Source organism: Desulfothermus okinawensis JCM 13304, assembly GCF_054654515.1.
This window is the reverse complement of the sequence record NZ_BAAIEW010000041.1, coordinates 1-13,109: the sequence shown is the minus strand read 5'-3', so window position 1 is coordinate 13,109 and position 13,109 is coordinate 1. Positions and strand designations below refer to the sequence as shown.

General features: G+C 27.1%; 10 protein-coding genes. All 10 read right to left on the bottom strand.

Annotated features, from left to right (window positions below; translation table 11 throughout):
- Window positions 1-170: 170 nt before the first annotated feature.
- The 10 genes from wbaP to ACYQ0O_RS12485 all read right to left on the bottom strand — a co-directional run bounded on the left by wbaP (window position 171) and on the right by ACYQ0O_RS12485 (window position 13,057).
- Window positions 171-1,595, bottom strand: a complete 1,425-nt coding sequence (wbaP, locus tag ACYQ0O_RS12530) for an undecaprenyl-phosphate galactose phosphotransferase WbaP (RefSeq protein WP_459893594.1) — start codon at window positions 1,593-1,595, stop codon at window positions 171-173.
- Window positions 1,596-1,997: 402 nt separating this feature from the next.
- On the bottom strand, window positions 1,998-3,101 hold the full coding sequence (locus tag ACYQ0O_RS12525; RefSeq protein ID WP_459893592.1) for a DUF1972 domain-containing protein: 1,104 nt from the start codon (window positions 3,099-3,101) through the stop codon (window positions 1,998-2,000).
- A 99-nt stretch (window positions 3,102-3,200) separates the two neighbouring features.
- Window positions 3,201-4,235, bottom strand: coding sequence for a glycoside hydrolase family 99-like domain-containing protein (locus tag ACYQ0O_RS12520; protein WP_459893590.1), 1,035 nt, complete (start codon window positions 4,233-4,235; stop codon window positions 3,201-3,203).
- A 44-nt stretch (window positions 4,236-4,279) separates the two neighbouring features.
- Entirely contained in the window at window positions 4,280-5,770 is a 1,491-nt protein-coding gene (locus ACYQ0O_RS12515; protein ID WP_459893588.1) for a glycosyltransferase family protein, read from the bottom strand.
- Window positions 5,742-7,070 (bottom strand): O-antigen ligase family protein, encoded by a 1,329-nt coding sequence (locus ACYQ0O_RS12510; protein ID WP_459893585.1) that lies wholly within the window; start codon window positions 7,068-7,070, stop codon window positions 5,742-5,744. Before ACYQ0O_RS12510 ends, ACYQ0O_RS12515 begins: the two co-directional genes overlap by 29 nt.
- Entirely contained in the window at window positions 7,058-7,906 is an 849-nt protein-coding gene (locus ACYQ0O_RS12505; RefSeq protein WP_459893583.1) for a sulfotransferase domain-containing protein, read from the bottom strand. The genes ACYQ0O_RS12510 and ACYQ0O_RS12505 overlap by 13 nt, the downstream gene beginning before the upstream one ends.
- On the bottom strand, window positions 7,896-9,185 hold the full coding sequence (locus ACYQ0O_RS12500; protein ID WP_459893581.1) for an oligosaccharide flippase family protein: 1,290 nt from the start codon (window positions 9,183-9,185) through the stop codon (window positions 7,896-7,898). The genes ACYQ0O_RS12505 and ACYQ0O_RS12500 overlap by 11 nt, the downstream gene beginning before the upstream one ends.
- Window positions 9,154-10,212, bottom strand: a complete 1,059-nt coding sequence (locus tag ACYQ0O_RS12495) for an N-acetylneuraminate synthase family protein (RefSeq protein WP_459893579.1) — start codon at window positions 10,210-10,212, stop codon at window positions 9,154-9,156. Before ACYQ0O_RS12495 ends, ACYQ0O_RS12500 begins: the two co-directional genes overlap by 32 nt.
- Window positions 10,213-11,850 carry a cytidylyltransferase domain-containing protein gene (locus ACYQ0O_RS12490; protein ID WP_459893577.1) on the bottom strand — a complete coding sequence of 546 codons (1,638 nt, stop codon included), beginning with the start codon at window positions 11,848-11,850 and terminating at the stop codon, window positions 10,213-10,215.
- 55 nt (window positions 11,851-11,905) lie between these two features.
- On the bottom strand, window positions 11,906-13,057 hold the full coding sequence (locus tag ACYQ0O_RS12485) for a lipopolysaccharide biosynthesis protein (protein WP_459893575.1): 1,152 nt from the start codon (window positions 13,055-13,057) through the stop codon (window positions 11,906-11,908).
- Window positions 13,058-13,109 lie beyond the last annotated feature (52 nt).

Genomic DNA, 13,109 nt, shown 5'->3' with positions numbered 1-13,109 from the left:
GATCCGAGTTCCGGTTTCCGGTTCACGGGTTCCGGTTTCCGTGATCCGTGATGCGGTTCCCGCTTGCCGATTTCCGATTCCCGATTCCCGGGTTCCGATTCCCGGTTCACTGTTCACTGTTCACGATTCACGGGTTCCGGTTCACGCTTCACCGTTCCCGATTTCCGCTCTCAGTACGCCCCTTCTCTTTTCAGTACCACTTTAACAGTCTTAAATAAAATAACAATATCCAGCCACAAAGACCAGTTTAAAACATACCATGTATCAAGTTTTAACCTATCTTTGAACAGAAGTTTATTTCTTCCTGTAACTTGCCATAACCCAGTAATGCCAGGTTTTGTAAACAAAATATAATCTTTATAGTCTTTCATATCCATTTCTTCTCTCGGGAGGTATGGTCTAGGTCCCACTAAACTCATATCACCCCTTAAAACATTCCAAACTTGAGGTAATTCATCTAGAGACCATTTCCTCAAAAATTTGCCCATCTTTGTCACTCTTGGATCATCACCTCTGATCTTTTTATACTTAATCCAATCCTCTTTGGCACCAGGATTTTTTTCAAAATATTCATCAAGCATTTCATCAGCTTTAACATACATTGACCTAAATTTAATACATCTAAAAGTCTTACCATTTTCTCCTAATCTCTCTTGAATAAAAAAGGGATTCCCTGGAGAATCTAATCTGATTAAAATATATAAGACAAAAACAACAGGCAACAAAATAGGCAGTGATATTACGCACAAAACAATATCAAAAAATCTCTTAAGTAATTTATTTCTCATTAAATTTAAGTTATTATTTATTTTAAATAAAAATAACTGCTCCATAAATAAATGATACAGCTCAGTGTTATACAAAGCCACTCCTCTCATTTCAGGTACTATATATAGAACTGTGACAATTTTTTGTATCTCAGCTGCAAGTTCTGCCAGTCTCTCTTTACTCAAAGAAGGTATAGCCAAAACCACAGCATCTACATTGCTATGTGGAACTATTTTCTTATAATCAGATACCTTGCCAAGTACTTTAAAAGTTTGTCCATTAACAACTACTTCTTCCCCTTCCTTATTATCATCTAAAAATCCAATTATATTATATCCTGTCTCCTTCTCCCGCAACATACCAAGGGCTACATCTCGCCCCGCATTCCCTGCGCCAATAATAATAAGATTTTTACAGAAAATACCAAGTTTACTCAAAAAAACCTTGAGGTTATATCTATAAACTGGAAATATAAAAATTGCCAATATAAAGTATATTAGGATATATGATCTTGGAGTGTCAAAATTCTTTTTTAAAAATATGATAAGAACAGATATTAATAAAGTATGGAATATACTCTTTACAATCTGTTTAGTCTCATCCCAGAAAGTATATCTTTTGGTGCAAAGTTTATGTACAAAAAAGCTAATTAAAATAACAAATGGAATCCATGTATAATTATAGACATTAATGTGATTGTGTTTTGCCCATCCCAATGATACAAAGGGATACCTAACAAACTTACTTACAAATAAAAGCAGATATCCTACCACAAGGTCACAAATGAGTAAGATTGTAGTGGACATGACGGTCTTCTTTCTCTGCATTACGGGCTATCCTTAATATTGTATTATAAACTTATTGAGAATTAAAAAACTACTAAAATGAAAAACAGAAAAATTAGATTTTTTTATAAAATTATGTGACAAATTCTAAAACACTTCAAACTACATCTGCAAATTTATAAAAATGTGTTTTTTTTGAAAATAAAGAAAAAAAACCAATCCTCTATAAAACTACAAATACAATTACATGATTGATTGTATCTCCAAATCTTCATTTAACTCAGTAACATCTACTGGAGCAAATGTACGAAATAAAAACATGACTATGCAAAACAATATAACAACTTATTTTCAAATACATCCCCGTATATTAAAAACAAATGTTTTGAAATAACAAATAATATATAAACACTCATGTTCATTTTTGCATCATTTTCAAACAAATTATTCTGATATGTTAAGAATTTCATTAAAAAGTTCTAAATGAAATTTGCTAACTTTTCCCCAATTATAAATGTTTTTAATCTTCTCTCTATTTTTGTTTATAAATTCATTTCTATATTGTGTGGTATAATTATTTATCAACTTTGCTACTTCTTCTACGCTCTCAAAATAAAAACCTTCATTCCCTACGACATATTTATTAAAAGAATTGTTGTGGGCAGCAATATAAGCATTAGATGCCATTGCTTCAAGCAAAGAAGGATTTGTTCCTCCTACAGAATGTCCATGGAAATAAAGCTTAGCAAACCATCTAAGTGTGCTTAGTTTTTTATAATCGTAAATTCCACCGACAAATTTGATGTTATCATTATTTTTATATTTCTCTAATAAATATTTGACATATTTGTTATCTAGTCCTCCAACTACTATAAAAGGCTCTTTTGCATTTGATAATAAATAGCCGTCTAATAGCATTTCTATATTATTTTCAGGTTCAAGTCTTGCTATAAGCATATAGTATTGATAAGGCTCTAAATTAAACTCTTTTATGTCCTCTATATTCGGATTATCAAATAATTCTGCACCATAGGCAATATATTTAATATTATTTACACCATAATTTTGCCTATAATAATCTTCTATACCTGGATTATCAGCAATTAGAAAATCACTTAATTTTACAGCTCTTTTTTCACAACATTTTGTAAATTTTTTTAAAACAGCATTCCATTTGCTTCTTTTCCATTCTAATCCATCCATATTTGTAACAAACTTAGCCTTTGTTCTCTTCTTTAAAGAAAAAAATAAGGCACTTGGAACATATCCTAAGTTAAGTATAATGTCGTAATTTTGATTAACTGCATCTTTTAGACATAAATAATCGTAAATAAAGGTCCCAAATATTCCAAGTTTATCTTCTCTTGAAAAAATATGTTTTATCTTTACTCCATTCCATTTATTTTTTTTGTAAGGATGATAGTCAGGATTATAAACGGTTACTTGATGTCCAAATTTTATCCAATATAGTGAAACTTTTTCGGCAAATTGTTCAAATCCACCGTAGTTATTAGGTATTCCTCTTGTTCCGAGGATTGCTATTTTCATTTTTTTTTTATCCTCTAATAATCATAATAATATTAGATTTTTTAAATAAATTTTTAAATTGAATTCTATCTATATATTTGCTTTTTTGGTATTAAAAATTCATTCGCATTTAAATTTTTCCTTTATTAATTTAATCTTTTCTAAATATTGAAAACCAAATTTCTTGGTTGGAATAACATAAGAACCCTCATCTAATTCGTTCCAAGACTCTATCATAATTATTTTAGGTTTATGTGAAGTATACGCAAGAATACAGTATGCTTCTTGGAGCATGTCCATAAAATCATCTGGATTACTATTAAGTAGTATATATTTTGGATGTCTTGTCATAGGTGAGTTATTGTAACCTGGAAGAACCACAGGAAATATTGGCATTCTTGAATTATTATAAATTTGATTATAAATTTTTTCAGAAATTAATTTATACGTGGAATAAAAACATACATTAATTTTATAATTTTTTTTTAAATATCCTAAATAGTTCCAACCAGAAATTGCATCAAATCCAATATCTAAAATTTTTTTCTGTTTTTTTAAAGTATATGGTCCATTATCTATTGCTACTAAAAACGCATTTGTTTCTTTTTTAAGTATGTTAATCAACTTGCGAGTATTAATAACTCCAAGAGACTTTATTAAGTTGCCAAAATCAAAAATAAATATTAAAGGTTTGTTGTTTACTTTTAAATAAAAAGAGTTTGACAGATAGTATTGTATCCAAGTTTTTATAATTGGAATATATTCTTTTAAATCCGGACTCAACTTTCCATGAACAGACCACATTATGCAAAATTTAATACTTTTATTTAATTTAACAAAATTACGAATAGCATAATTTCTATGTTCAATTTTTTTATTAAAATTCCAAAACCAATCAAATGCAAAGAAATCAACTCTGTGTTTAGCTGCCCAATTAATTTCCTTTTTCATAAAATCAGTAGTATCTAACCTTTCCCATCCTGTTATTGGTTCTCTGTTATCAAAACTTTTAAGAGGCTTATAAACGTTCCAATGCCAATCATTTTTTTTCCATCCAGGAAAATAATATATACCGATTAATATGCTATCATTTCCATAAAGAAATGTTGGTACAAACACCAAAATCAAAAATATTACTATTTTTTTTGTTCTCATTTTAACTCCTACTGCAATTTTTTAGATTATGATTTTCATAATTATTATAAATTTAAAAGTGTTGTTTCTAAAAAATTGACAATTATTGATGAAGAGTTATTCCCTATTTTATATAGATTCTTTTCAAGAAACAATTTGCACCTATCAAGGTATTCTAAATACCTTTCGGCATTTCTTATAGACAAAGCAACTTTAACTCCCTTTTTAATATTTATTTCTCTTACATATACTCCGATTTTATACTTTTTATAAGGGATCGGATTAGGAAAATTTTCTAATTCAAGATTAATTAAAATAAGACCTTTTGCAATTGCTTCTATTCCAATAGTCGAATTACCAACAATAGCAATATCACCATATTTTAATTCTAGTGGAATTCCCATTGATTGTAGTATGTTAGTTCTTTTTTTTGATGGCAAATTCTTTAGTAATCTTTTATAAAAATTGATATCTTCAGAAGGATGTACTTTAATATATATATTATTAAATAAGTCTTTAGGTAAAGATACAAAATATTTAATTATTTTACTGTTTGTATTTAGATCAATAGGATTAGTAAATAAACAAATATTTGGCTTTCCTTTTAAACCAAAATTAATATCTTTAATATCTATTTTTTCGATATCAGGCTGTAGAATGTCATACCTTGGGCATCCAGTAATAATAAGCTTTTCTTCAGGGACACCTCTTTCTTTAAACCAATTGTAAGATTCTTCCCCCCATACAAATATTTTATCAGCAATAACCGGAGTATAAGCATATTCCCACACTGGAGCTCCATGTTGAATAACAAACGTATTAATGTCATAATTTTTGGCTAAGTAGACACCTATACGGGATATTTTATGAGCATCCGTTGAACTTACAAATATTTTAGGATTAAGTGTCTTAAATAAATTTTCAATTGCAAATATTTCTCTTATAGTTTGAGCGATTCGAGTATTTATATACCTAAAAAATTTTTTTATATTTCTTTGAGGTATTTCATAATTTTTGAAATTATTATAAATACAACCTTTATATTTTTTTATATTATTTATAAGTTTCTTTTTTAAAAAAAATACTTCTTTTTCTTTAATAAGTTTATAAAAGTTACTTAAAAAATAAACAGGAATTCCTTTAATTATTTGTTTTCTTATATTATTATCTATTGTAATTGCAGCTAGATTAATATTTTTTTTTAACAATTCAGTAGCTATTAAATTTAAATTTTCAATCATAGGTTTATTATTAACATCATACATTAAGAGAATGTCATAAAAGCTATTCTTATATTCACTTTTAGCAATAAATTTTGAATGAAAAAAACGTAACTGCCAATCGTAACCAAAGTATTTAACTATATTTTTAAGATTTTTAGTTTTTGTTATGGAATTTGCATAAGGGTAAAAAAATTCAAAAGTATAAATTTGCAATACTTTACCAAGAGAAATATTAGTATCTAATAATAATATATCTCTTCCATTACAAATAAACCAATTATGTGATGCTATAAATATATTTTTTTCATCCAGATATTTTGGTCTTTCTTTCAAAATTAATTCTCCTTTTAGTCTTATTATCTAATAAGACTAAAGAAATTATAGGAGCAATATATGTACCTGGTAAAGGTGCCATTAATGCATGCCCCGCTAAAATTGAATGTGATATAAAAAGAAGAAGTATAAAAAAATATATAGCGTTTTCTTTCCTTCTATATCTTATAAAATTTTTAAGAGAAGAAATTAGAATACAAATATAAAATATATATATTATATAAAGAAATATTAATCCGAGACTACCTAATATATCTATCCAGTCAACTTCTACTCTTTTGCCAAATTTATGATAACTATAAAAATTACCTTCTTCTTGAACCTTATAAAAAAAACCAGAGAATGTGTTGCCGAAAATTACATTAAAAGGAGGGCTATTAATTATAACTTGATATCCAGTTTTTTGCAAATCTCCTCTTGCATTTAAATGCTTTAAAAAATAATTCATTTTTTCCAATAAATATTCGTTTTTTTTAAAATTAATATATAAACTGGTTGATAAAGTTATACCAACTATAACAATCACCAAAAAGGTTATTTTATTTAATTTTTTATTTAAATCCTTTTTAGCAAAAATTTCTGAAATAAAAATTATTGATGGTGTTGCTATAAAAATAAATATAGATCCTAAAATACTAGTTCTTGTGGATAATATTAATTCTCCAAAGGCTATAGTGAGTAAAAACAAGAATAAAAAGAACCTTTTATTTTTATAATATAATAATAACCAAATTGTAATTGTTTGAGCAATTATCAAACTTAAGGCTATTTCATTTGGGTTTAATAAAATACCTCTTGAGCCAATTTGAGTTTGTGTATAAGTTGGGTTACCAAATCCTAATAAGTAGGGTACAACAACTGCTAATGATTCTAAGAATCCTGCAAATGATAAATAAATTAAAATTTTATTTATCAATGAATTGTGTTGCTGTATAATAATATAGATTACGATACTAATTACAGGTATATACATGAGTTTTAAAAAATGAGATATCTCCACAAATAAAAATATTTTCTTTTGTTCAAATATAATATTAATGAACAATTCAGAGACAAAGTAGATTATAACCAAAGATAATAAATAAAATTTAAATATGAAATTTGTTTTTTTACAAAAAACAATATAAATTAATCCTGTAATTACAAAACTACCTCTCAAAATAGAGCTAACTGATAGACTCATTTCTTCTGTACCAATTAAACCATTTAGAATATCTGAAATTATTCCACCTAGTAATAATAAAAATATTACTAAATAATAAATACTATATTTTCTAACTACTATACTTAAATTTTCCATTTTTCTGCCATATCTTCATTCAAAATACTACTTAATTCTGCAACTTCCCCTTTAAAAACATTTCGCAAAATATAACAATGTTTTTCATCCATTATTGGTGGGTTAAATGGTTTTTTGTTTAACGCATCAATAAATCTAAAAATTTTTCTAAGAGAATGATAAATAAACGAGGGAAGATTCTCTTTTAAAGGATCCATGCTTCTAATTTTCGCCCATAAAATACTTAAGTGTTTTATTCTGTAAATTTTTGCTTTATTTCTAGCCCCTTTGTAATTGATATTTATATTATCACTCACTTCTAAAAATCTATAAATATCTTTAAGAAAAAAAGATGGATTTTCTTTAAAATTTTCCAAAATTATAAATTTCACCTGTTCCTTTGAAAAATATTCTAAAAACCTTTTAATCGATGTAGCATACATTCCATATCTAATAATATATTCATCTAAATTACCGTTTTCTATATTTTTAATTATTTCATTAAAACTTCTTGATTCCTCTCCCATTTTAACTCTATGCCAATAATGAGACCAAGCCCTATCTATTGGATTCCTCATTATGAAAATTAATTTCACATGAGGAACTAATTTATAAATTCTCTCTGGTGCATGTTGATCTACCATATATTCTACTGTAGCTTCTCCAATTGCTTTTTCACCATTCCAATGTTTAAATTGATTTTCATACCATCTCAAATCTTTTCTATTCCAATATTTTGTAAAATATGCAGGCTCTTTATATTTTGACATTAAAATTTCTGGATGTTTCTGTAAATAATAATATAATGTGGAAGAACCACTTTTTGCAGCACCTGCAATAATAAAATTAGGTAACATAATTCACCTTTTTTTTATTTTTTTTATATAGATAGAAAATTGTAGTACCGAGCAAGATAGCAAAAACAAAATAACTAACAGCACTTGCAAAGGCAATACATATTATTTCTTTCTTATAAACTATAAATACTATATTTAAAACAAAATTTAATATTACTGATACAATAGTAACAACCAAATATAAATTTTGCAAACGAATACTCAACATAAAAATACCAAATCCATTTGCAATAATTAAAAATATATACCCAATTAAAATAACACCAATAATTCTTATTGCAGGTAAATAAGCGGAAAAATATTTTACAATAATCAACGGAAACAAGAAATATATTCCTAATACTATTGGCAAAATCAAACTTATATTAGTAATTAAATATTTAATGATTTGTCTTAAAATATATTCAAAATCACTATTTTGCCCATACAACATAACCATTTTAGGGTATATCTGTTCACCTAATGCTCTAGGTAACAAAAAAATTGCATTACCTATTAAAACAGCAAACGAATAATATCCTAAATTTTCAGTATTTATGTAAAACCCAATCATTAATTTATCAGTTGTAGTGAAAAAACTATACAATAATGCAACTGACATTATAGGAAAACCAATTTTTATCAGTGTTTTAAATTTTTCCTTATTAAATTTTATAGACAACTTAATTTTATTTTTAATAATAATTATAATACATATTATGGTATTTACCAATGATTGACTAAATATAAACCCAATAAGTTTATATTTCACAGTAAAAATAATAACTAATAAAGGGAACAATATAGAATACAATATTTGTTGAAAAATCATCACATTAAAATTTAGAGAAGATTTCAAATAGACTTGCATGTAATGATAAAATTGAGTTGAAATAAATAATAACAATGAGCAAAAAATCAATAATTTATCTATGTTATTATAAATAGTTACAAGCTTATATATTAAAAATGAAGAAAATATTGTTAAAATCAATGTATAAGTAAAGGTTATATTTCTTATTTCATCAACCATATGAAAATCTTCTTTCCCCATATAAAAAGGAATTTCTCTATTCATAGCAGGAATAAGCCCTAAATGGGTTAAACCTCTATATAGTAAGAGTACATTTACTAGACTCCAAAAGCCATAAAGTTTTGGTTCCAAAATCCTAGCAGCATAAAAAAATACTAATGTCCTTGAAAGTTGAAATAAACCCGTAGAGAAAGGATATAAGCTAACTTTCCTAAATAACTTAAGATTTTTAAAATTAGCAAAAAAAATACCACTTAACAACTTCATCTTCATTAATATCATTTAAGGCTTTTTTCCCTATAACAGATTCAATAAATTTCGGACTTATACCATAACCAGGTCTTTTAAAAGTCAAATCTTCATATTCTATTATCTTACCTTTTGGTATAAACCTTTTAGCTACTATACTTCTTCTAGCATTTTTCCTTGCGACTTCTTCATTTTTTAGAGCTTTAACCTCAAATTCTCCCAAAATCGTAAAGATTCTCTCTAAATTTTTTATAAACTTTGTTAAATCTTCCTTATCCATAGCATGGTAATGATCATTACCTGGCAACGTTTTATCATGAGTGAAGTGCTTTTCAATTATTTTTGCTCCCAATAATATTGCGATTTCCAAGACTTTCATATCTTTTGGTAAAGTATGATCACTGTATCCAATTATTTTATCAGGAAATGCCCTCTTTAGTCCTACTATCATACCTAGATTTGCATTTTCGTCTAATGTAGGATAATTCAAAACACAATGAAGAAGAGCAAGAGGATTACCATACTTTTCTATCCAACTAACTGCCTCTTGAATTTCATATAAATGACTCGCTCCAGTTGATAGTATTATTGGTTTTTTAAACTTACAAATATACTCAATAAAAGGTTTATTGGTTATATCACTTGAAGATATTTTAAAAACATCTACTAAATCATTTAAAAACGTTGCTGATTCCCTATCAAAAGGTGTTGAAAGAAATTCTATCCCTATTTTATCACAATATTTTTTAAGTTCCTCCATTTCCCGTTTCCAAAATTTATCATACTTTTTGAAAAGTTCATATTGCGAAGAAGTAGGTTCTTTTGTTGTATCCCAGTATGCTGGGGAATTTTTAGAAGCAATTGTTTCTGCTTTATACGTTTGAAATTTAATAGCATTAGCTCCACCTTCTAAAGCTTCTTCGCATAGCCTTTTTGCAAGTTCCATACTACCCTCATGGTTTACTCCAGCCTCAGCAATTATATATGGTCTTATTAATTTATAGTCACAAGGATTAAAATTATTAAATAAATCTAATAGTTTCATTTAATCCTCCTCTATAATATTTTTTATTAGTTTGATAACTTTTTTTCTTCCATCCTTTAAATTTACACTCTTCATTAAATTACTCATATACAATCTAATATTATGGTCTTCAACTAGATTTTTGAACGTTTCTAGGATTTCATAATTAGATATTTTATATCCTAATCCAAGATTCAAAAAACCATATTTTGATGTAGCAAAAAAATGTGTCAATTCTCTTTCATTTTGGGCTAAAATTATTGCTGGTGTACTAATACTTGCAATTTCATATATTGTCCTTCCTGCTGAACTAAATATAATATCAGCATTTAACATATACTTAGCAATATTATACACATTTTTTTTTATATCAATCCCTTTATACATTTCTATTGATGGAAATTTGTCATAACCAAAACCTGCTATCACCGTTATTTTAATATTATTATCTTTACAATAGTCGTAAATTGATTCGATAACTTTTTTTGTATAGTTCTTTGGATCAACTCCACCAAAAGTAATTAGTACATTTATTACCTTTTTTCTAATATTTTTTTGCGGAGAATATAGAAATTCATCTCTCAACAAGAAATAATCCGGACCAAAATAATGGTTTGGTAAAATATATTTTTCAGGATATATAGCATTAATAACTAAATCAGCTTTTTTAGCTCCTTCTCCTAAATCTTCAAAGTTAATAACTTTTATTCCCATTTTTTTTAAGCCTTCTATATATTCAACAGTGGTATCTAATATATCATTAATAACTATGTCAGGATTAAACTTTTTTATCTCATCTAAAATATTATTTTCCTTTTGTATAAAAATAGGGTAATTTCTTGATTTTATCTTTTTAAATGCTAATCTACTATTTTTATCAACTAAAAAAATAATTTCATGATTCATTATAGCATTAGCAAGTATGAGGGTATTATACACATGTCCTAAGCCTACCTTCTTATTTCCAGTAACAATAAACAAAATTTTTTTCCTTATTAGGAAATATTCACAAAGATTCCAATCTTCATAAGTATCTATATCTATTGATTCAGGAAGATTTAACAAATATAAGTCAACATGCTTACCAATTCTATTATTTGGACTAATCACACTTTTCCTAGTAATTAAGAACCCACCGGTTTCTTTATATATTTTAGGTAAAAATTGCCTATTTAATCTTTTTCTATAATTAGGAACAAACGATTTTCCTTCTTTTTTCCACGTGAGATGTGTATCCTCTGTAGCTGAAATAATAGTATCAATATTATAGTTTTTAATTATCTTTTCTATAGCATTATCTAAAGATTCTGCTTTTAATAAAGGAGAAGTTGGTTGTAACGTTATTATTAGTTCATAATTTTTGGATTCTTTATTTTTTACATATTCATAACAATTATATATAACAGGGTCTAAAGTTGTTTCATCTTTAGCTAAACTTGAATCTCTTTTATGAATTTTTGCTCCAAATTGTTCAGCTAAAAAAAGAATTTCATCATCATCACTTGTTACATAGACATCTGGTTGATATTTTGAAGAAAGAGCTGTTTTTATAGAATAGTAAATTAATGGTTTACCGTTAAGCAGTCTTAAATTTTTTCTAGGAATTCCCTTTGAATTGCCTCTGGCTGGAATTATTATTAAAATATTTTTCTTTTGCATTACTATCACACCTTACAAATAAAATTATTATATGTATATACATAATAAACTTTTATCAAAAACATATATTCCCACAATATTTAAAAATAAGGTAATGTGGTAAATTATAAATTCCAACTTTTTCTATCCTAAACATTTCCAACATTATAGTATCAGTCCATCCCATAATCAAGGCTAAAGAACTTGACAAAAGCATGGGGATGGAAACTGAAAGCAAGGCTTTATAAGTGAATAAGGCCATAGAGGTTGTAGAGGGTTTAGAGGGCGTAGATGACGTAGAGGTTGTAAAAGTTGTAGAGGTTATAGAGGTTGTAGAAGTTGTAGAAGTTGTAAAGGTTGTAGAGGGATTAGGTGGTGTAGATTGTAAAAATTTTGAATTTTGGATTTTAGATTTTGGATTAGAATTTGTTAAGTATTTTATCCAGATATAAAAAGCAATTGATGAAATAATAAATATTGAGAAAATATAAATTGATATTGGGATTTGATTTAAGAATGCAGGTTTATTATTAGTTAAGACTAACATTATAATTCCAAGGAGTATAGAGGCTAATGTAAATACTCCTCCTTGCTGCAGAAGCATATATTCCTTTATTTTCTTTAATCCCCTTAAACTTTCTGTATGTATAAAAAGTAAAACAAAAGGAAATATTCCGATAGAAGCTATTTTAAAATACGGCTCAAGATGTGGCTTTTTAAATACAAACTCTGCTATATATCCAGACAAAAAGAAAACAGCTATTGACAAGATCATAGAAAAAGGCAAAACAAGTTTTATAGCTTTTTTATATATATCTTTTACTACATCCCATTTCCCCTGCGATGAATACTCTGCCACGAATCTTAAAAGTGCTGTATCCATCCCAAGCCTTCCAATTACAGAAGAAATTTGAAGAAGCGTAAACGAAAGGGCAAAAGTTCCCATAGCTTCTGCACCATATCCACGGGTAATCAAAAGTGTGAAGATATATCCTGCAATTATTCCAATTATTCTTAAAACAAAAGCAATTCCGGAACCTTTTAAAAGCTCAGCGAAGTGGGTATCTGAGTTTATTTTTTCTCGGAATTTGGCCGTGAGGTTAGTGAGCATGATTACCCCTTGGGAGTGAAAAGTGAATGGTGAATAATGAAGAGTGAAAAGTGAACAGTGAAAAGTGAAAAGTGAACAGTAAATGGTGAACAGTGAAGAGTGAACAGGTAAAATCACTTTTTTGACCTCAAGTATTTTATTAATCCTATAAGCATTTTTCTTACATTTT